This is a genomic window from Priestia endophytica DSM 13796 (genome assembly GCF_900115845.1).
Classification (GTDB): Bacteria; Bacillota; Bacilli; order Bacillales; family Bacillaceae_H; genus Bacillus_I; species Bacillus_I endophytica.
On sequence record NZ_FOXX01000020.1, the window covers coordinates 1 to 21,579 of the forward strand.

Below are 21,579 nucleotides of genomic sequence, written 5' to 3' on the forward strand. Positions count from 1 at the left end.
GGTCGGCTACGCATCGTCGCCTTGGTGAGCCGTTACCTCACCAACTAGCTAATGCGCCGCGGGCCCATCCTTGAGTGGTAGCTAAAAGCCACCTTCTAACATATCCTCATGCGAAGATATGTGTTATCCGGTATTAGCTCCGGTTTCCCGGAGTTATCCCCGTCTCAAGGGCAGGTTGCCCACGTGTTACTCACCCGTCCGCCGCTAAGTTTTGAAAAGCAAGCTTTTCAAAACTCCGCTCGACTTGCATGTATTAGGCACGCCGCCAGCGTTCGTCCTGAGCCAGGATCAAACTCTCCATAGAAAGTTTGGTTTCATCTTTCGATGTCCATAGCTTTTTGTTTCTAATAAGAAACATTGTTTTAAAAATAAAATAGAATTAACGTTGACGTATTTTGTTCAGTTTTCAAAGGTCAATCACCATTGCTTATCAGCAGCAACTTTTATATCTTACCATGTTAACTTTTTAAAGTCAACAACTTTTTCAGAAGTTTTATTAACCTCTTTTTTTGTGCTGTGTTTCAGCGACAATTAATAATATATCATCATTTAAATAATGCGTCAATAAGTTTTATAACATTTTTTAAAAAAAGGTATTCAAGTGAAGTTTTATTTCACTTGAATACCTTACTACCCTTCTAAGGTAGTTATAAAACCACTTATTTTTGGCGCATTTGAGGGAACAGAAGAACGTCACGAATAGAAGGAGAATTTGTTAAAAGCATAACTAGACGATCGATTCCAATACCAAGTCCTCCAGTTGGAGCCATTCCATACTCTAATGCTTCAATAAAATCGTCATCCATCTCATGAGCTTCATCGTTTCCTTGTTCACGCTCTTTAAGCTGAGCCTCGAAACGTTCACGTTGATCGATTGGATCATTTAACTCTGTAAAGGCATTTGCATGCTCGCGGCGCACAATAAATAGCTCAAAACGATCTGTGAAACGCGGGTCTTCGTCATTTTTCTTCGCTAACGGAGAAATCTCAACAGGATGACCATAGATGAATGTTGGTTGTACAAGTTCATGTTCTACCTTTTGTTCGAAGAATTCATTTAAAACATGACCAAACTGCATATGTTCTGTTACTTCTACACCGTGTTCCTTTGCAAGAGCATGAGCTTCCTCATCAGTCATCTCTTTCCAGAAATCAACACCTGTATATTGCTTAACAGCGTCAGCCATATGAAGTCTTGTCCACTCTGGAGCAAGGTTAATTTCATCTTCTCCATATTGAACCGTTGTTGTACCAAGAACTTCTTGAGCAATATGAGCAATCATGTTCTCAGTTAAGCTCATTACGTCTTTATAATCTGCATATGCTTCGTAAAGCTCAAGCATTGTAAATTCAGGGTTATGACGTGTTGAAACTCCTTCATTACGGAATACACGGCCAATTTCATATACTCTCTCTAACCCACCTACAATTAGACGTTTAAGGTGTAATTCAATGGCAATACGCATGTAAAGTTCAATATCAAGAGCATTATGATGAGTCACAAATGGGCGAGCAGATGCTCCACCAGCGATAGAGTGCATCATTGGTGTTTCAACTTCTAAGAACCCTTGTCCATCAAGGTAGCGACGCATAGATTGAATAATACGGCTGCGCGTTACAAACGTTTGACGACTTTCTGGATTTGTAATCAAATCTAGGTAACGTTGACGGTAACGTTGCTCAATATCTTTTAATCCATGATATTTATCCGGAAGTGGACGTAATGCTTTTGAAAGAAGTGTGAAAGAAGTAGCTTTAATAGAAAGCTCTCCTACTTTCGTTTTGAACATAACTCCCTCAATTCCAACAATATCCCCAATATCAGCGTTTTTGAAAAGCTCATACTGCTCTTCTCCTACACTATCTTTACGCACGTAGATTTGGATTTGACCATTCAAATCTTGAACATGAGCAAATCCAGCTTTTCCTTTACCACGCTTTGTCATAATACGTCCAGCAAAACTAATTGAAGTTTCTTCTTCTTTTTCTGCTAGCTCTTCTTTTGAAAACTGATCATAAGCTTCTAGAAGTTCATTTGAACTATGTGAACGCTCAAAGCGTTTACCAAATGGATCAATTCCTTGCTCTTGAAGTTCTTTCATTTTTTCACGACGTACTATCAGTTGGTCATTTAATTCTTCCTGACTCATTTCATCATCTCCATCTATTTTTTAAATCTTAAACAGAAAAAAGGCCAGCAAATCACTGGCAATCAGCGCACATTCTTCTGTTCGTAATTATAGGTGAACACTGTTTTATGTGTCAAATAGCCTGAGAGTCTTTTTGTTTTGCTTCTACTTCTTCTGTAAAAGTATTCACTAGTGTTACAAGACTCTCTCTTGTTTCACATTGATTAATCTCATTTCTCACTCTTGCATTGCCTCGAACACCTTTTAAATACCAAGCAGCATGTTTACGCATTTCACGAACAGCTACATTTTCGCCTTTTAGGTCGATTAAACGATCAAGGTGAAGCTTACAAATATCCATTTTCTCTCTTACTGTTGGTTCTGGAGCTAATTCCCCTGTTTTTAGATATTGAACAGTACGATAAATCATCCATGGGTTACCAAGAGCAGCACGACCGATCATTACGCCGTCAACCCCTGTTTCATCAAGCATTCTCTTTGCATCTTGCGGTGTGTTTACATCTCCGTTTCCGATAACAGGAATAGAGACTGCTTGTTTTACATCACGGATGATGTCCCAATTTGCTGTTCCTTCATACATTTGTACACGTGTACGCCCATGAAGAGCAACTGCTTTTCCGCCTGCACGTTCTACTGCTCTTGCATTTTCAATTGCAAAGATATGGTCTTCATCCCAGCCCATACGCATTTTTACAGTAACAGGTTTATCTACAGCATCTACAACTGCTGAAACCATTTCATAAATTTTATTTGGATCTAGAAGCCACTTTGCCCCTGCATCACATTTAGTGATTTTAGGTACCGGACACCCCATGTTAATGTCAATGATGTCTGCTGTTGTATTTTTATCTACAAACTGAGCTGCTTCTACAAGTGTTTCTTTTTCCCCACCAAAGATTTGTAAACTCATTGGTTTTTCACGTGGATCTATATGAAGCATTCCCATTGTCTTAGCATTTTTATAAAGAATGGCCTTATCACTCACCATCTCTGCACAAACTAATCCTGCACCAAATTCTTTTACTGTAAGGCGGAATGCTGCATTACAAACGCCTGCCATTGGTGCTAAAACAACTGGATTATCAAATTTAATATCTCCAATTTGAAGCATGCTTGTACCTCCTATTGTATTACATGAATATAGACAAGTAATCTCTCAGAAGATTACTTGTCATCTCTAAAAATAAAGTATAAGTTCTATTGTAAAGATATTAATTTATTTCTAAAAGAGAAAAGATATCTTTCTCATCTCTCAGTTTCCATATTTCAATGCCTTGCTCAACCGAAAGTTTAGAAGTGAGAGAAGATAGAAAATGGTTATCGCCTAAAATGCAAGCTGAAGGAGCGATTTCCACAAGGGGAGCAAGCACAAAAGCCCGTTCAAGAATCCGTGGATGTGGAACAGATAAATTCTCTTCTTTTATATCTTCATTATTATAAAGCAAAATGTCAAGGTCTAGGGTTCGTGGTCCCCATCGAATAATCCGCTCTCTATGACAAGCTGCCTCAATTTTTTGCAAACAAGATAACAGCTCTTGAGGATTATACGTTGTTTCAACTTCTACAACCATGTTTAAAAAAGCAGACTGCTCTGTATACCCAACAGGAGCTGTTTCATAAATGGAAGAAAGGTTTGTTAGTGTAATATTTTTCTCTTTATGCAGCAAGAGAATACCTTCTTTTAAATAATTAAATCTATCTTCCATATTAGAACCCATTCCAATATATGCTACATTATTCATGAACGACTCCTTTGAATCTCAACTCCAACCGAATCATAATGACCATTAATTGGCGGACTTTTCTTATATATTTTAACTGTACAGGCCTCAACTGAAGAGAATTTTTCAAAGACTTCAGAGGCAATTGTTTCAGCCACTGTCTCAACAAGCTTAAAAACCCTGTTCTCCATAACGTCTTTGCAAAGATTAAAAAGCTCTGCATAATTGACCGTTGCCTCAAGATCATCACTTTGCCCAGCTTTTCTTAAATCTCGCTCTACTGTTAAGTCCACTTCAAAAGGTTGTCCAAGCTTGTTCTCTTCTGAAAAAACTCCATGATAACCATAAAATTGCATTTTATTTAAAAAAATCTTATCCACGCGGAATGTCTCCTTTACCAACAAGCACATCCATCATCTTAGAAAAACGTGCAATTTCTAATACATCATGTACACGTACAATATCTGTGCCTTTTGAAATTCCTAGACCCACAGTTGCAGCAGTACCTTCCATGCGATCTGCAGGATTTTCTAGATTAAGTACTTTTCCGATCATTCCTTTGCGAGACGTTCCAAGTAGTACAGGATAGCCAAGCGATTGAAATTGATCTAAGTTTCTCATAACGGCAATATTTTCTTCTAACCCTTTAGCAAATCCGATTCCAGGATCTAGAATAATTTTCTCATCCTTTACACCTGCTGCTTTTACAATCTTAATGCTCTCATAAAGGTCTGCAATAATGTCCGCCATCAAGTTTGTATAATTACGATTTTCTCTATTGTGCATAATTACAATAGGCACGTTGTACGAAGCTGCAACTTCTGCCATTTTAGGATCTGCTTTCGCCCCCCAAATATCGTTAATAATATGTGCCCCAGCTTCCAATGCCTGACGAGCAACTTCTGCTTTGTACGTATCAACTGATATTGGAATCTTTACATTTTTACTAAGGGCTTCCACAGCAGGAACTACACGGCGAAGCTCTTCTTCTAAGCCCACTGGTTCATGTCCTGGTCTTGTTGATTCCCCACCAAGGTCGATAATATCTGCTCCCTGATCTACCATAAGCTGCGCGTGTTCAATAGCACGATCAAGGTGATTATACTTTCCACCATCTGAGAAAGAATCAGGAGTTACATTCAAAATCCCCATAATGAGCGTCTTATTATGATAATCTAGTTGAAAAGGGTGTGCATCAATGACGCCTTTTCTCGGTAGCGTATTTACAGTCATTTTCTTTTACTTCCTCCCTATATCCTTATAACTCCAGCTTGTCTGTGTCATATGCTTATAATGGTTCCGAAGAACACTAGCTAACGAACTTTCCCCATACTGGTATCTTCTATCTCCAATGTTAGAAATTGAAAAAATCTCTTGAATAGAATTCGTCATAAAAACTTCATCACTCTCAAGCAAGTCCTCTAACGAAAAGAACCCTTCATGAACAGGGATAGATAGTGACGTTAAAAGCGCCATAACAAATTGTCTTGTTACACCGCCTAAAATTCCTGTTTTAAGAGATGGCGTATACACAGCTCCGTTTTTCACAAAGAACAGATTAGAAACAATCCCTTCTGCTATATCTCCGTCTTCCGTTAGAAAAATTCCTTCTTGCTTCACACTGCTAAGCTCTCGTTTAGCAAGTACGTTATTCAAATAATGATGAGACTTCAAACGATAGTTTCCTTCAGGAGTATTACGCCTTGTTCTTAAGATAACCCCCTCTTTTACAAGAAGAGGATTCTTTGTAAGCTCCTTCATATAGACGATGATCGTTGGTTCTTCATACATGTCTGTTGAAAGACCAAGATCATCAACTCCCGCTGATATATTCAAACGAATGTAAGCATTCTGTAGATTATTTTTATGTGAGAGATCTTTAAACCAAGAAAGAACATCTTTCTTTGAGTATCTCCATTTTATATTCAGTTCCTTCAAACCATTTTCTAGACGTTCTAAATGATCATCAAGGAGAAAAGGATGTCCATCATAGAGTCTGAGCGTTTCAAACACCCCTAAACCATACAAGAAGCCATGATCATAAGGAGAAATCATAGCTTCTTGTTTCTGAACCAATTTATTATTTAAAAAAATATGCATAATTATTGCACTTCTCTTTGATACGTATTAATAAAGCTTCTTAGCATCTCTTTCCCAAAAGAAGTCATGATGGATTCTGGGTGAAATTGGACACCTTCAATTGGAAGAGACTTATGACGGATAGCCATAATTTCACCTTTATCAGTTTCTGCCGTTATTTCAAAGCAGTCTGGAAGCGTTTCTCTTTCAACAATTAAAGAATGATAACGTGTCGCTGTGAAAGGATTAGCTAACTCCTTAAAAATGGTTTCTCCATTATGAGAAATCTCTGATGTTTTACCATGCATAAGATATTCAGCACGGATCACCTGCCCTCCAAAAGCTTGGGCGATGGATTGGTGACCTAAACAAACTCCAAAAATCGGGATTTCTCCTGCAAATCGAGAAATGGCTTCAAGGCTTATTCCGGCTTCATTTGGACTACAAGGACCTGGAGAAATCATCAAAAAGTCAGGACGCATTGCTTCAATTTCCTCAAGCGTAATTTCGTCATTACGCTTTACAACTAGTTCTTCACCTAATTCACCTAGATATTGCACTAAATTAAATGTAAATGAATCATAATTATCAATCATTAAAATCATACTCTGCTACCTCCACTCAGCTCATATTCACTCAACTCTTTTGCACGCCATAAGGCTTCTGCTTTCTTTAAAGACTCTTTATACTCATATTGCGGATGTGAATCAATTACAATACCCGCTCCTGCTTGCACATGTGCTTGTCCGCCTTTTACAACCATAGAGCGAATAGCAATATTCAACTCCATATTTTCATCAAAGCCAATCCAACCAATTGAGCCTGTATAAACTCCTCTTCTCACCGGTTCAATTTCTTCAATGATTTCCATCGTACGCACTTTAGGTGCCCCTGTAATTGTGCCTCCCGGAAATGTTGCATCAACAACGTCAGTCCACTCATTCCCTTCTGCAAGCTGTCCTTTCACATTAGAGACGATGTGCATAACATGAGAATAACGCTCAATTGTCATTAATTCATCTACTTCTACAGTACCATATTTACAAACTCTCCCCAAGTCATTTCGCTCTAAATCCACAAGCATGATATGCTCAGCACGTTCTTTCTCATTTGAGAGTAGTTCTTCTGCAAGCTGCTCATCTTCTTCAGCTGTTCGACCTCTAGAACGAGTGCCTGCAATCGGCCTTGTGCTTACTTCATTTTTACGCTTCTTCACTAAAAGCTCAGGTGAAGCACTCACAATTTGGAAATCTTCAAACTGTAAGTAAGACATATAAGGAGAAGGATTTAATAAACGAAGCTGCTCATACACTTCCATTGGGTGCGACTTAAGCTGCCTTGTTTGACGAACTGCAATATTCACCTGAAATACATCACCTGAAGAGATATATTCATGAATATCGTGAACAGCTTTTGAAAACTTTTCTTCATCCATCGAAAATGTATCTTGTTTCCGTTCTGCCATAAAATAGTTATTCTCATATGAAATGGGTTGAATAGGTGCCTCAAGCCACATATTCATATAATGACTAAGTCGTAATTGAGCTTGGGTTATATTTTCTTTCTCATCTGTTACAATCACCCAAAGCTGTTCTGTTGAATGGTCATAAACAAAGACATCTTGAAAAACGAAGAAATGGAGCTCTGGCAAATTCAAATCATCAGCTGCTAACTCTGGCAGTTTCTCAATATAGCGCACATAATCATAACTAATATACCCAATAGCTCCACCTTGGAAAGGAGGAAGTTCACTATTTGTCTCTATATGATATTGAGCTAACCAGTCCTTCATTGCATGAAGAGGATTTCCTTCTATCACCATCGTCTCCCCATTTTTCTCAATAGTAAGCATATTATTCTTACCTTTTAATGATGCTATTGGATCTAATCCAATCATACTGTAGCGGCCACTGCGCCCGCTCTCTAATACCATATGTTTTTTATGGTCGTTTGCCAGAAACTGAAATTTCTTGAACCAGTGTTCTTTTGGGATGGAAACCGCTTCTCCCCAAGCTTTTCTTTGTTGCACACCCTCACGCTCCTACACCATTTTTGCTATTTTATCTCTTTACTTTTCATTGTACATGATTCTTTATTTTTCTTCACTAGGAGTTTCTACTAATAAAAAAACCTCCCTAATAGCAGGGAGGTTTTTAAGATTTATTTTGCGCTTTGTTCTTCTTCCTCAAATTTATAAAGAGGTGTACTTAAGTAACGCTCACCGTTACTTGGGATAATTGCTAGAACTTTCTTACCTTTACCCAATTCTTTTGCTACTTTTAACGCTGCATAAATAGCTGCTCCAGAAGAAATACCGCCTAGGATTCCTTCATTTCTAGCTGCTTTACGCGCATATTCAAATGCTGCTTCATTCTCTACTGGAATAACTCCGTCATACACTTCCGTATCTAACGTATTTGGAATAAATCCAGCTCCAATTCCTTGGATTTTATGAGGACCAGGCTGACCTCCTGATAATACAGGTGAACCTGTTGGCTCAACAGCATAAATTTTCACGTTCTCGTACTTCTCTTTTAATACGCTTCCAACACCCGATACTGTTCCACCTGTACCAACACCAGCGATAAATGCATCTAGTTGATCACCCATTTGTTCTACAATTTCTTTTCCTGTTGTTTCACGATGAACTTTTGGGTTTGCTTCATTCTTGAACTGCTGTGGCATAAAGTAACCATGTGCTTTAGAAAGCTCCTCTGCTTTCTTAATAGCTCCGTTCATTCCTTCTGCACCAGGAGTAAGAACGAGATCTGCTCCATATGCACGAAGAAGGTTGCGACGCTCCATACTCATCGTATCTGGCATTACTAAAATAGCTTTGTAGCCTTTTGCAGCAGCAACCATCGCAAGACCGATTCCCGTGTTTCCACTTGTTGGCTCAATGATTGTGTCACCAGCTTTTAAAACTCCCTCTTGCTCAGCACTTTCAATCATTGCAAGACCAATACGGTCTTTTACGCTACTTCCAGGATTCATGAATTCAAGTTTTAAATACACATCTGCCATATCTTCTTCAACAATGCGATTTAATTTAACAACTGGTGTTTGACCAATTAAGTCTGTAATTGAATTTCCTACGCGTGTCATAAGATCACCTCTATAATCCCTAGTATTTTTATTGGTTTTATAGAGAATATAACAATTATTATATGAATTGTCAATCTATTTACCCATTTTTTTAAAGAAAAAGGAAAGCGCATGCTTCCATGCGCTTTCCTTTAGGCTTTCGCTTGAGCTTTTAATTCTTCAAGTTCTTCTTTTGTGAACTGATACTCTTCATTACAGAAATGGCATTGAGCTTCTGCTCCACCATCTTCATCAATCATTGCCTGAAGTTCTTCTACACCTAGGCTAATAAGAGCATTTGAAAGACGCTCTCTTGAACAATGACAAGAAAACTCAACAGGCATTGTTTCTAATACTTCTACATTTTCTTTTCCTAAAAGCTTTTCTAAAATTTCCTCGGGAGACAAGCCTTCTTGAATAAGCTTAGAAATTGGCGGCACTTTACTTAGACTTTCTTCAATCGCTGTGATTGTTTCCTCATCAGTACCAGGCATAAGCTGAATGATGAATCCTCCTGCAGCTAAAATGCTGTTATCTGGATTTACGAGGACCCCTAATCCAACAGATGAAGGCACTTGTTCCGATGATGCAAAGTAGTACGTAAAGTCATCTCCAAGCTCTCCAGATGCAAGGGGAACTTGACCTGTAAAATGGTCTCTTAACCCCAAGTCTTTTACAACAGTAAGCATTCCTGTTGAGCCAACAGCTCTTGAAACATCTAATTTGCCTGGTGCTTTAGAAGGAAAGTGTGTTTGAGGTTTTGAAACATAACCACGTACATGTCCTTTTGCATCGCTATCAACAATGATTGCGCCAATCGGACCTCCTCCTTCTACCTTTACCGTAATTTTATTTTCACCTTTTAACATAGCTCCCATCATAACGCTCGCTGTCATTGCACGCCCAAGGGCTGCTGAAGCTGTTGGCCATGAATTATGTCTTCGTTGAGCTTCTCCAACTGTTTCAGTTGTCTGAACTGCATATGCGCGAATTTGACCATTATAAGCCAACGCTTTTACAAGATAATCTTTCATCCTTTTAAAACACCTTCCTTGGTTTAAATTAGCTCGAAATTACGAGCATATATTAACTGAAGTCCCTTTAACGTTAAGAACGGGTCCACAATATCAATCATATCTGACTCTGTTGCAATTAAATTAGCTAATCCTCCTGTAGCAATTACTTTTGTTTCAGGAGGAGCTTGAGCTTTCATACGGGAAACAATTCCTTCCACTTGTCCTACATATCCATATAAGATACCAGATTGCATTGCTGTAACCGTATTTGTACCAATAACACTTTCAGGCTGCACAATCTCAATCCGAGGAAGCTTTGAAGTTCTAGAATAAAGAGCTTCTGTAGAAATATTAATTCCTGGGGCAATTGCGCCTCCTCTATAATGTTTCTTTTCATCAACATAGCAATACGTAGTGGCTGTACCAAAATCAATAATAATTAAAGGAGTTCCATAATGATGAATGGCTCCTACAGCATTAACAATGCGGTCTGCCCCTACTTCTCTTGGATTGTCATACTTAATGTTTAAGCCCGTCTTCACTCCTGGACCTACTATAACAGGTTTGAGATGAAAATACTTTAGACACATTCTTTCAAGTGAAAACATTATAGGGGGAACAACAGAAGAAATGATAATTCCTTCTATTGAAGCAAACGTTAATCCAACATGATTAAAAAGCTCTTTAATTACCATGCCAAATTCATCTTCTGTTTTATTACGGCCCGTTTCGATACGCCAATGATATTTTAACTCATTTCCTTCATAAACACCTAATACTGTGTTTGTATTTCCCACATCTATAACAAAAATCAACGCCCATCACCACTTTATCTTTATTTCTATCCTCATCTCACTCTATATTACATAAAAAAGTCGGGCGTTTCTATTCTTTCATAATTTACCCGTTCATCATCTATGTTAACAATAAAAAAGGCGCTCAGTTGAGCGCCTTTTTTTATTCGTTCTTATCTTCTTGATCTTCATCTTCTTTTTTCGGTTGGATGTTTACCTTCACATCTTCACCGTTTTCATTAGGCTGAGATTTTTTAAGAGACAAATTACGGTCTCCTTCTGGAAGCTTACCATCTTCGAAAAGACTGCGGATTTGCTTCGCTTCTAATGTTTCAACCTCAAGAAGTGTGTTTGCAATCAAGTCAAATTGTTCACGATGGTTAACAATGATCTCTTTTGCACGTGCATAACATTCTTTAATGATACGCTGAACTTCTAAATCAATTTCATGAGCAATTGCATCACTGTAGTTTTGTTCACTATTGATATCGCGTCCTAGGAACACTTGACCACCTTGTGATTGACCAAACTGCATTGGTCCAAGTTTATCGCTCATTCCATATTCAGTAACCATTTTACGAGCGATGCTCGTTGCACGTTGGAAGTCATTGTGAGCTCCTGTGCTTACTTCGCCAAATGTTACTTCCTCAGCTACACGTCCACCAAGTAGACCTGTAATCTTATCAAGAAGCTCTGGCTTCGTCATGAAGTAACGGTCTTCTTTTGGAAGCATTACAGCATAACCACCAGCTTGGCCACGAGGCACGATTGTTACTTTATGAACCATATCAGCTTCATCAAGAACAAGTCCAATGATTGTATGACCTGATTCATGGAAGGCAACAATATTACGCTCTTTCTTCGAAATAACGCGGCTCTTCTTCGCAGGACCTGCGATAACGCGATCTGTTGCTTCATCGATATCAGTCATATCAATTTTCTTCTTATCAAGGCGGGCAGCTACGAGAGCAGCTTCGTTTAATAAGTTTTCAAGATCGGCACCAGAGAATCCTGGTGTACGAAGAGCAATCGTACGTAAATCAACAGACTCATCAAGCGGCTTGTTGCGAGCATGTACACGAAGTACTGCTTCACGACCATTTACATCTGGACGATCTACCGTAATTTGACGGTCAAAGCGTCCTGGACGTAGTAATGCAGGATCTAGAATATCAGGGCGGTTTGTTGCAGCAATAATGATAATTCCTTCATTCGCTCCGAAACCATCCATTTCAACAAGCAATTGGTTTAGCGTTTGTTCACGCTCGTCATGACCGCCACCTAATCCAGCGCCACGTTGACGACCTACTGCATCAATCTCATCTATAAAGATAATACACGGTGCATTTTTCTTCGCGTTTTCAAACAAGTCACGAACACGAGAAGCTCCGACACCGACAAACATTTCAACAAAATCAGAACCACTGATGGAGAAGAATGGTGTTCCTGCTTCACCAGCTACAGCACGAGCAAGTAATGTTTTACCTGTCCCTGGAGGTCCCACAAGAAGAACTCCTTTTGGAATACGCGCACCTACTTCTGAGAATTTGCGAGGATCCTTCAAGAAATCAACAACTTCAACAAGTTCTTGCTTCTCTTCGTCAGCACCCGCTACGTCTTTAAACTTAACTTTTTTCTTCTCTTCGCTATAAAGTTTAGCTTTACTTTTACCAAAGTTCATTACACGACTGCCGCCGCCTTGAGCTTGGTTAAGTAAGAAGAAGAAGAGAATAAAGATGATAATAAACGGAATGATGGAAGTAAAGAAAGTCACCCATCCGCTTGTTTCCTCAGCTGGTTTATAATCAACATCTGCTGATTGAAGTTTATTATCTAGTTTTTCAACAATTTGACCTGTATCTGGTACAAACGTAACAAATTCTTGGTCTTTGCTGTATGAATCTAATTGACCTCGAACTTCCAGCACACCTCGCTCAGGTTTTAAAGTAACGTGATCTACTTCACCTTTATCAAGATGCTCGATAAATTTATTGTAATTAAGCTGTGTTGTTTGGTTGTTTGAACCACTAAAAATGCTAACAACACCAATAATTACCAAAAATATCAGTAAATAAAATATGGTATTACGGAAGATCCGATTCATTACTTACCTCCTCCCACAGTAAACAAATCATACTCAATAGTATCATAGAAATTTCAACCTATACAACAAATACACCCTGCCATAGACCCTTATGTTCTTATGATGAATATACTTCTGGTTTTAGGACACCAATGTAAGGCAGGTTGCGGTATTTCTCTTGATAATCAAGACCATAACCAACAACGAATGCATTCGGTACTTCAAATCCAATATAGTCTGCTTCAATATCAGATTTACGTCCTGACGGCTTATCAAGAAGTGTTACAATTTTGATTGATTTAGCTTTACGGTAACGGAAAAGCTCAACTAAGTAACTTAGTGTTAATCCACTATCAATAATATCTTCGATAATTAGGATGTCGCGTCCTTCAACAGATGTGTCTAAATCTTTAATAATTTTGACTTCGCCTGAAGAAACGGTAGAATTCCCATAGCTTGACACATCCATAAAGTCCATTTCTAAGTATGTATCTACTCGTTTGAGTAAATCACCCATAAATGGCATAGCACCTTTTAAGACGCCAATAGCGAGTGGGAAACGATCTTTGTACTCTTCTGATAGTACTTTCCCTAATTCTTTTACTTTTTCTTGCAACTGTTCTTCACTAATTAATACTTCTTTAATGTCTACCTTCATGTACCTGCTTGCCTCCTAGAAGTTGTTTGCTACTTATAGTATAAGGTAACATACTTTTGTTCCTGTATGTTGTCTACCTCATAATGGGATTTTTTCAATCCTGGTATCCAAAGGATTTCCTCGTTATCCAACATAACAATTGGCCAAGCTTCACGTTCAGATTTCGGAATTTTGTTATCAATGAAGATATCCTTTACTTTTTTCCTCCCATTCATACCTTTTAAACGTATTTTATCACCTGTTTTTCGACTTCTTACAATCAAATTTGGTAATTTTGCTTTTTCGTTTAAAGGTAAATGAAAAAAGTCGTGGCCTTTCTTAAGTTTTCCTGTTTCAGTTTTATGTATTTCACAAACAATTTCGCGACCTGTTGGTAACGTAACTCTTCCAGGTATATGCAAGGAAAAACAGTACGGCTCGACTCTTGGCTTTTCAAAAGTAAATAAACATGTTTCATAAGAGCGAATAACATATAAGCCTTTAGGGAAATGAAGCATCCCAGAAGGTTGCTCCTCTTTGAAAAAAGCGAAAAGCTGATCGATATGCGCCGAGGATAAAGCTAGAGGAATCTCTTTATAGAGATAGTTTAATATTAGTTGAATCCCCCTCCTTTGTAAAGGTTTCCGCATTCTTAAAAAGTCCTGCCGTAAAAGCTTTACATATTCAGGCGTTTTATCAACTATTACTGTATTCATCATATCATAAGTTAATTCCTCTAAATAGCTTTGATCTTCTAATAATTTTTCACTAAATTGCTGAAAATGTGTATGAACATGCTCATTTTCTTTTTTAAAGAATGGAAGAAGCTTTCGAAAGCGATTTCTTGTGTATTTATCATCACTATTTGATGGATCTATACGTGGGTGCAATTCATAGTGTTGACAATATACTTCAATCTCATCCTTTGTAAGAGCTAAAAAAGGGCGAATGAGAGCTCCATTGGCAAAAGATCGTGAAGGAGCCATTCCTGCCGCCCCTTTCATTGTCGTTCCTCTCGTCAACCTCATTAAAATGGTTTCAACTTGGTCATCTCCATGATGAGCAAGAGCCAATTTTGTCCCTTTATGCTTTTTCATTACATCTTCATAAAACTGATAACGGCATTCTCTCGCTGCAATTTGAGAGCTCAAATGGTGTTTTTTCTTATATGCTTCTACATCTCTACTTATAGCTTCACATGGGATATCATGCTTAAAGCAAAAGTTTTTCACATATAGAAGATCCTCTCTAGATTGTTCTCCTCGGAACATATGGTCAAGGTGAGCCGCTATCACTTCGATATTCCACTCTTTTTTTAGGCTCCAAAGCAAGTGTAAAAGAGCTAGAGAATCAGGTCCTCCCGAAACTCCTACAATAACATTATCATTTTCTTTCAGTAAACAATGTTTTCTTATAAACTTTTCAACTTTTGTCTTCATCTTTGTCATCCTTATATTTTGCGTCTCTCTCTAGAGTAAATGATGAGGAAGTATGAATAAAGAATTTTGTTCAAATAATAACTACCAAACTTGTATAAAAAAATAAACAAAATAAGCAATAGCTACAGATATAAGAAGAAAGAATGTTTCAGCTGTTCGTTTCTTTTTACGCTTGACGCGTCTTCTACGGCCTGTCGTTGCATAAGTAGTGTTATTCGTGGATGATGAAGATTGAGGTTTTTTATCTCCTCCTTTAACAACGTTTAAAATATCATTTTTCATGTAACTTGCTGCACTATATTCCCCTTTTAAGGCTTTCATAAGCGGCTTTTTATATGGACGAAGAATCTTTTTTTCATCAATACACTTTTCAAGCTGCTTTAGTGGCTGTTCTTGTTTTGGGAATTGCTTTGGATAAGCTCCATTGATAAAAATCATAGCAACAGCAAATAAATCATAAGCTCCATCTGCTTTCCTTGATCCTAATCCCCAATATCCACGATCAAAGAATTCGGTAAACTCTTTAATAGCCCTACCATGCTGTGTCGTTCCTCCAACATCTAACAAGCGAAGTCTAAAGGGATTTGTGGTTACAATTAAATTGTCAGGCTTTAGATCCCCGAATGTCCATCCTGCTTGATGTAAACCTTCCAAGTCTCCGAGAAGCTGAAGAACAAGAACGCTTATCCATTCCTCCCCTTTACGAGAAATAAAGGGAAGAAAACCTTCTCCTTTTAAATATTCCATCACATAAAAAGAAAGCATCACTGTTCCTTGTTTTACAGCCCAGTCATCTACATCTAACAAAGAAGGCCCAAGGACTTTTCCATGGACCTTACTTAGCTGTTTTAGCACATTTACCTCTGCTGTCACAGACATATTTGCAAAGCTAATTTTTAAAGCTACCTGTTCGTCATTCTCATTTTGAGCAAGATACACAACTCCTGTTGCACCTTCTCCTAATTTACGTACAATGTAATATTTATGAGAATGCCATTTTCCTGAAATAGCTGTCCCTGATTTTAAATTACAAACCTGATTCCTCAATTGATCTCTCATCATATTCTTCAAGCCGCCCTCTCGTTGAGCGTTTTTTCTTAAAATGTTTTACTGCTTCCTCAAGTGCTGGACCTGTTGGGGTGATTCCTCCAGCTGTGAGCTTTGGAAAAATTGCAGAAACTTTATTAAGATTAGGGGTCCAGTCTAGAAGTTTCTCTACATCTTTCTTTTTCCCAGGAAATAAAAAGATAGAGTAATTGTTATATCCAATCCGTGCATTTAAACTTAGCGATAAATCAAGCAACGCCTCTTTAACCGTTGGTAGTTTACTTTTCATACTTGCACTCATATCTACCAGAATGAGAATATCTAAATTAGACGTTTCACCTAAATCATCTACAACTTCCATTACTTCCCCACGCTTCTCTGGAGGAAGGTCTTCCAATTTCGTTTCAGATCCTAGAATTTGTTGAAGTTCTTTGTTTACAACCCCATGAATAGTTTGAGTCATCGCTTGGCGTGTAACCATCTGGACTGTTTGAGATAAATTTTGTGCATAGACAACTTGACTAACGCCTCCACCAGACATTGCGATGTTCTCAATCTCATTTGTACTCTGTTCATCAATCAAATCCTTTTCCATAACTCCGATGACATTTACAGTAATGCCTTGTTCTTTTGCAAGAGCAGCCATTGCAACTGGATCTTCCCCAGTATTTGAATAACCGTCTGTAATTAATAGAATTTGTTTAATTGTCCCGTTTCGCACAAGATCTCCTCCTCAAATTCGGTATTACCATCATGGACGAAAATGTCTCGGTATATACCTTATAAGAGAAGGAGATCTCATTGTCTATGCTTGTTTTTGAGCTTGAGAATGAACAGGGATTGATGACCATTTTGGAATGTTATGCTGAATCTTTGTAACAACCACCGTCATATCATCATCAATAACTCCTGCTTTTGTTCTAATAACTTCTTCCATAATAATGTCCGCTACTTCTTGCGGATGATCTGTTTCAATCTCGCTAATCTTGCGTTTCATCCACATTTCGTAATTTTCAACGTGGCGAGGCCCTTCAAATACCCCATCGCTCATCATAATAAGCAAATCTCCTGCTTTTAGTTTCTCACTTACCACATCAACTTCAAATTCATCAATAATCCCAATTGGTAGATTGTTAGCTTGTATTTTAATAATTTTGTTCCCTCGCTTGATAAAGCTTGGGATTGAACCGATCTTAAGGAATTTGGCATTTGCATCTTGTAAATCTACCATAGCAAGATCAAGCGTTGAATACATCTCCTCATTTGTTCTTAATGCCAAAATAGAATTCACAGATTTAATGGCCATCTTTTCTTCAATACCCGTTTTGAGAATTTGTTTTAGAAGCTGAAGCGTATCTGTACTTTCACAATGTGCACGCTCTCCATTTCCCATTCCATCACTAATTGCAATAGCGTGTTTATTGCGACTAAGTTCAATGATGGAGTAACTATCCCCAGAAATAAATCCACCGCCTTTTGCCGCATGAGCTACTCCTGTTTCCACCACATAAGCTTGTGCAGAACAGAAGGAAGCATGACAATATCCTTGAGGATAAGGAGCACATTTTTCTTCTTTTACAATCACGGTTTCATTTAAAATATCTGAAAGGAGCGGGGCAATAAGTTTTTCACATTCTCCACGTCCTTCACAATAAGGAACCCACATTTCAATATCCACATTTCCTTGTTCAAGGTTATAGATTTCAATCTGATTCACTTCTATCCCAAACCCTTTTAAAGCCTCAACAATTTGCTCCTCTTGAACATAAAGGTGCTGACGCTCTTTTTGAATTTCATCAGCAAAATCTTTCATTACTTGAGAAACACCTGAAAGTTGCTCTGCCACAATTTTGCGACTTTCAATAATTTGTTGCTTGAGCTGCTTATTTGCATAGAAATAGGTGAGCTCCTTTTCCATTGTTTCAATCATTTTCTTCGATTTCACACAATGCTTGTCCCATTCACGATTCAAACGTTGATTTGTTTTCATCGTTCCATTCTCAACTTCTTGCATAATCTCTGTCATATAATCATAAGTTGTATCAAGCTGTGCCCCCCAGCACTGCTCTTTCTTAAAACATAATTGACACGTTTTTTCTGTCACATTACTTAAAAAATAGTCAACTTCTTTTTCTTCATTCTGTTCATTATCATAAAATGTATTTTTGGAGAAGCTAGAAGACAAGGCTTCAAATACATTTGAGAACTGTTCAACACGATTAGCTGTTACATCACGCACTTTTCGCAAATATTGCTGTTGCTCATTGCTGTGCTCAGCTGTTCCAGGAACAAGTTTGCTAATTTTGCCGATTATCCCTTTTGGTGTTAGTAAAAATAAGCCAACCGCAACAAGTGATTCGTACAAGTTGAGTGAAAGAATTTCATCTGGCTTGCTGTACAAGCTAATAAGCAATGTCCCAACGATAAGACCTAACGATACGCCAAGTTTTTTCCCATCCTTTAATAACCCACCAAGAAGGCCTGAAAAAGCAAGCAAACTCATTTCATACAAACTTGAGACATTTGCAAGACTTAGAATTAAACCCGTCACAACCCCAACTGTTGAGCCAACAGTTGCTCCTGCTACAAAAGCAAAAACAATAACCAAGTAACGAGATAAAATATGTTCGATGGAAAGCCCATAAATCTCCCATCCAGTTGTTCCTGTCATAACAGAAGCAAGAAGGATGATTAAACAAATGACTTCTTCTATCTTTAAAGCATGTGGATTAATCTTTTGTGAGATAAGCGGAATACTTTGAAGGAAAATCATTGTTAAAATAAAGCTTAAGCCTGACTCTACAACTGCAAGTGTAACGTCATATACTGTAAGCGTCCAAGCTGATGTGTAAGAAAGAGAGAGGTTTACAATAAGCATTGTTACAAAAACGATAAGCGGTAGTTTTCGCGCAGGTTCAACTGAGAGAAATCCACTTACCTTGTATAAAATGAGGAAGGCAAAAACGCATAAAAGAACAAAGGCACCTTTCTCAACGGAAATGGTAAATGCCCCACCTAGAACGGCTAAAGCACTTACCCCGAGCTTCTCTTTCTTCATAACATAAACCGCTGCTACAAACGGAAGAGCAAACGGCATAATCTCCATAAGAATAAGAGCTCGTCCTAATAAAAATCCGGTAATCAGGATGAGTAAACCACTTTGAAACAGCAGATTCTCCAACTTAAGCTGAAGACCTAGGAAAAATTTTGACGTCTCCTTCTTTGTTCGATCTGCTACTAAATTCGGGATTGGACTGGCATAGTTTCTTTCTGTCTTCTCCACTTCGTTCACCACCTGTATAGAAATACTTAGTGCTCATTATACAGAGGACAAATTCTTTTTTTTGTCAAAAGAAGGGGTTGTTTAAAAAAATCGTTCGACTCTTTTCTACTGAACTTTCAAAAACTATACAAAATGTTAGACTCTTCTCTATTAAGCTCTAAGATAAATGGCGTAACTCGTTATAAAAGTTGTTTATTTCTCTTTATATACCAAATGTATTGACACTTCTCTATAGTCATAGTATGATTTAATTTGTCTTTAATTGGCGGTGTAGCTCAGCTGGCTAGAGCGTACGGTTCATACCCGTGAGGTCGGGGGTTCGATCCCCTCCGCCGCTATTTCTACAAAAACCCCTTCGTACATTGTCGTACGAAGGGGTTTTTTCGTTTTTCCACTTTTTCTGCATTCCTTTAATACTACTATATCTCTTAACATTTTAATTTTCTTGTTTTTCAAAAATAAAATTCCTACTTTATTTTTTATATTGAAATAAAACCTTTATTCTTAAAAACCCCCTTAAGGAAAGGCTATATGTATAAAATAAATTTTTCTAAAATATTAAATTGATTATTAATCTATTAAATCCATGGATTAGCGACACGTTTTGATAATTGTCAGTCTCCCTACTAAATGTTAACCTTTATTATTATAAAGTTAACATTTAGTAGAAATGGAGTGAAAGCTATGTCAAAATGGACTAATTTAGCTAGAAAAGTATTAGAAGGTGAACTACTAGAAAAGAAAGAGGCACTAGAAATTCTTGAAGCTCATAATGTTGAAGTTCTCTCAATCATGAATGCAGCTTATACTATTCGCTCTCATTATTTTGGGAACAAAGTAAAGCTCAATATGATTATTAATGCCAAAAGTGGACTCTGTCCTGAGAATTGTGGATACTGTTCACAATCTATTGTGTCAAACGCTTCTATTGAGAAATATCCTATGCTAGACAAAGAAACAATTATAGCAGGAGCACAGGAAGCTATAAAACGTCAAGCAGGGACCTACTGTATTGTGGCAAGTGGTAGAGCCCCTTCAAAACGGGACGTTGAGGAAGTTGCGGGAGCTGTGGAAGAAATCACAAAAACAACCTCTCTAAAAATTTGTGCATGTTTAGGATTCCTTAATGAAGAAAAAGCACAGAGACTGCAACAAGCTGGTGTTCATCGCTATAACCACAATCTCAATACCCATCGAGACAACCATTCTTCCATTGTATCTACTCATACATATGAAGATAGAGTAAGTACAGTGAACGAAGTGAAGAAATCAGGAATCTCTCCTTGCTCAGGCTGTATTTTTGGGATGGGTGAAACAAATGAACAAATCTATGAGATTGCTGTTTCATTGAGAGATCTTAATGTTGATTCAATTCCTGTTAATTTTCTTCATGCAATTAAAGGTACTCCTTTGCAGGACCAAAAACCACTAGAACCACTAGCATGCTTAAAAATCCTTGCTCTCATGAGATTTATCAATCCAAGCAAAGAAATTCGTATTTCAGGTGGTCGTGAAGTAAACCTTCGTTCGCTTCAGCCTTTAGGGCTCTATGCAGCTAATTCTATTTTTGTTGGAGATTATTTAACAACAGATGGACAAGAGGCAGAATATGACCATAAAATGATTGAAGATTTGGGATTTGAAATCGAGGAATGTGCGCTATAAAAAAGAGCAGCCTAATGATTAGGCTGCTCTTATGCGTATCTATAAAAGATGAGCATTATTACTCACAGTAGTTCATTTATCGCTTCATCAGCAGCAAGTTAACCTCTTCTCGCTCCACGACCGCCACGTTTTGACTCTGTGTTACGTTTTAGGGAAGCAAGACGATCTTCACTATCCTTTAAAAAACGCGACATTTTTTGCTCAAAGTTCTCTGTATTTGGACGATTGCTAGGACGTTCTTGACGCTTTCTTGGTGGACGATATGAATCTTTTGCTTTCTTAATTGATAAGCCGATCTTTCCATCTTTCTCAATATTGATGACCTTTACTTCTACTTGATCACCGACTTGAAGATGTTCGCGAATGTCTTTTACATAGTTGTCAGCTACTTCACTAATGTGAACAAGTCCAGTTGTACCTTCTGAAAGCTCAACAAACGCTCCGAAATGTGTAATACCTGTTACTTTACCTTGTAACTTGCTGCCTACTTCGATTGACATAAAAAAAATGCTCCTCCTTAAAATGTAAAAAAGTCAATTTATTATATATTATACAAAACTAAATTTCACGCTGTCAACGCA

The 21,579-nt window shown here is 37.9% G+C and carries 19 protein-coding genes, 1 tRNA gene and 1 rRNA gene; 2 read left to right on the plus strand and 19 right to left on the minus strand.

What is annotated here, in order from left to right; all coding sequences use genetic code 11:
• From BM012_RS22900 to spoIIE, 18 genes are all read right to left on the minus strand, one after another.
• Positions 1 to 304 (minus strand): 16S ribosomal RNA (locus BM012_RS22900); the annotation flags it as partial.
• A 355-nt stretch (positions 305 to 659) separates the two neighbouring features.
• Positions 660 to 2,150 carry a lysine--tRNA ligase gene (gene lysS / locus BM012_RS22905; RefSeq protein ID WP_061803163.1) on the minus strand — a complete coding sequence of 497 codons (1,491 nt, stop codon included), beginning with the start codon at positions 2,148 to 2,150 and terminating at the stop codon, positions 660 to 662.
• A 112-nt stretch (positions 2,151 to 2,262) separates the two neighbouring features.
• Positions 2,263 to 3,261: a tRNA dihydrouridine synthase DusB gene (gene dusB, locus BM012_RS22910; protein ID WP_061803162.1), complete on the minus strand. Its 999-nt coding sequence runs from the start codon at positions 3,259 to 3,261 to the stop codon at positions 2,263 to 2,265.
• Between the two features lie 100 nt (positions 3,262 to 3,361).
• On the minus strand, positions 3,362 to 3,892 hold the full coding sequence (folK, locus tag BM012_RS22915; protein WP_061803161.1) for a 2-amino-4-hydroxy-6-hydroxymethyldihydropteridine diphosphokinase: 531 nt from the start codon (positions 3,890 to 3,892) through the stop codon (positions 3,362 to 3,364).
• Positions 3,889 to 4,251 carry a dihydroneopterin aldolase gene (folB, locus tag BM012_RS22920; RefSeq protein WP_061803160.1) on the minus strand — a complete coding sequence of 121 codons (363 nt, stop codon included), beginning with the start codon at positions 4,249 to 4,251 and terminating at the stop codon, positions 3,889 to 3,891. Before folB ends, folK begins: the two co-directional genes overlap by 4 nt.
• On the minus strand, positions 4,244 to 5,104 hold the full coding sequence (gene folP, locus BM012_RS22925; RefSeq protein WP_061803159.1) for a dihydropteroate synthase: 861 nt from the start codon (positions 5,102 to 5,104) through the stop codon (positions 4,244 to 4,246). The genes folB and folP overlap by 8 nt, the downstream gene beginning before the upstream one ends.
• A gap of 6 nt (positions 5,105 to 5,110) precedes the next feature.
• Complete coding sequence (gene pabC / locus BM012_RS22930) at positions 5,111 to 5,971, minus strand: aminodeoxychorismate lyase (RefSeq protein WP_061803158.1); 861 nt, start codon at positions 5,969 to 5,971, stop codon at positions 5,111 to 5,113.
• Between the two features lie 2 nt (positions 5,972 to 5,973).
• Positions 5,974 to 6,555 (minus strand): aminodeoxychorismate/anthranilate synthase component II, encoded by a 582-nt coding sequence (gene pabA, locus BM012_RS22935; RefSeq protein ID WP_061803157.1) that lies wholly within the window; start codon positions 6,553 to 6,555, stop codon positions 5,974 to 5,976.
• Positions 6,552 to 7,979: an anthranilate synthase component I gene (gene trpE / locus BM012_RS22940; RefSeq protein ID WP_061803156.1), complete on the minus strand. Its 1,428-nt coding sequence runs from the start codon at positions 7,977 to 7,979 to the stop codon at positions 6,552 to 6,554. The genes pabA and trpE overlap by 4 nt, the downstream gene beginning before the upstream one ends.
• A gap of 131 nt (positions 7,980 to 8,110) precedes the next feature.
• Positions 8,111 to 9,055 (minus strand): cysteine synthase A, encoded by a 945-nt coding sequence (gene cysK, locus BM012_RS22945; RefSeq protein WP_061803155.1) that lies wholly within the window; start codon positions 9,053 to 9,055, stop codon positions 8,111 to 8,113.
• Positions 9,056 to 9,186: 131 nt separating this feature from the next.
• A complete protein-coding gene (gene hslO, locus BM012_RS22950) occupies positions 9,187 to 10,068 on the minus strand; it encodes an Hsp33 family molecular chaperone HslO (RefSeq protein ID WP_061803154.1) in 882 nt (293 codons plus the stop codon).
• Positions 10,069 to 10,091: 23 nt separating this feature from the next.
• Positions 10,092 to 10,865, minus strand: a complete 774-nt coding sequence (locus BM012_RS22955; protein WP_061803153.1) for a type III pantothenate kinase — start codon at positions 10,863 to 10,865, stop codon at positions 10,092 to 10,094.
• 142 nt (positions 10,866 to 11,007) lie between these two features.
• Positions 11,008 to 12,948 (minus strand): ATP-dependent zinc metalloprotease FtsH, encoded by a 1,941-nt coding sequence (ftsH, locus tag BM012_RS22960; protein WP_061803152.1) that lies wholly within the window; start codon positions 12,946 to 12,948, stop codon positions 11,008 to 11,010.
• Between the two features lie 97 nt (positions 12,949 to 13,045).
• Entirely contained in the window at positions 13,046 to 13,585 is a 540-nt protein-coding gene (hpt, locus tag BM012_RS22965) for a hypoxanthine phosphoribosyltransferase (RefSeq protein WP_061803151.1), read from the minus strand.
• A gap of 29 nt (positions 13,586 to 13,614) precedes the next feature.
• Positions 13,615 to 15,003 carry a tRNA lysidine(34) synthetase TilS gene (gene tilS / locus BM012_RS22970; RefSeq protein WP_061803150.1) on the minus strand — a complete coding sequence of 463 codons (1,389 nt, stop codon included), beginning with the start codon at positions 15,001 to 15,003 and terminating at the stop codon, positions 13,615 to 13,617.
• A gap of 81 nt (positions 15,004 to 15,084) precedes the next feature.
• On the minus strand, positions 15,085 to 16,065 hold the full coding sequence (locus tag BM012_RS22975; RefSeq protein ID WP_061803149.1) for a protein kinase domain-containing protein: 981 nt from the start codon (positions 16,063 to 16,065) through the stop codon (positions 15,085 to 15,087).
• Entirely contained in the window at positions 16,031 to 16,771 is a 741-nt protein-coding gene (locus BM012_RS22980) for a vWA domain-containing protein (RefSeq protein WP_061803148.1), read from the minus strand. Before BM012_RS22980 ends, BM012_RS22975 begins: the two co-directional genes overlap by 35 nt.
• Positions 16,772 to 16,855: 84 nt before the next feature.
• Entirely contained in the window at positions 16,856 to 19,333 is a 2,478-nt protein-coding gene (gene spoIIE / locus BM012_RS22985; RefSeq protein WP_061803147.1) for a stage II sporulation protein E, read from the minus strand.
• Positions 19,334 to 19,597: 264 nt separating this feature from the next.
• Here spoIIE and BM012_RS22990 point away from each other — a divergent pair.
• Positions 19,598 to 19,671, plus strand: a tRNA-Met gene (locus tag BM012_RS22990).
• Between the two features lie 346 nt (positions 19,672 to 20,017).
• Positions 20,018 to 20,998, plus strand: a complete 981-nt coding sequence (bioB, locus tag BM012_RS22995) for a biotin synthase BioB (RefSeq protein WP_061803146.1) — start codon at positions 20,018 to 20,020, stop codon at positions 20,996 to 20,998.
• 98 nt (positions 20,999 to 21,096) lie between these two features.
• On the opposite strand, the gene BM012_RS23000 is transcribed toward bioB, so the two are convergent.
• Positions 21,097 to 21,498, minus strand: coding sequence for a S1 domain-containing RNA-binding protein (locus BM012_RS23000; protein ID WP_061803145.1), 402 nt, complete (start codon positions 21,496 to 21,498; stop codon positions 21,097 to 21,099).
• Positions 21,499 to 21,579: the final 81 nt, after the last annotated feature.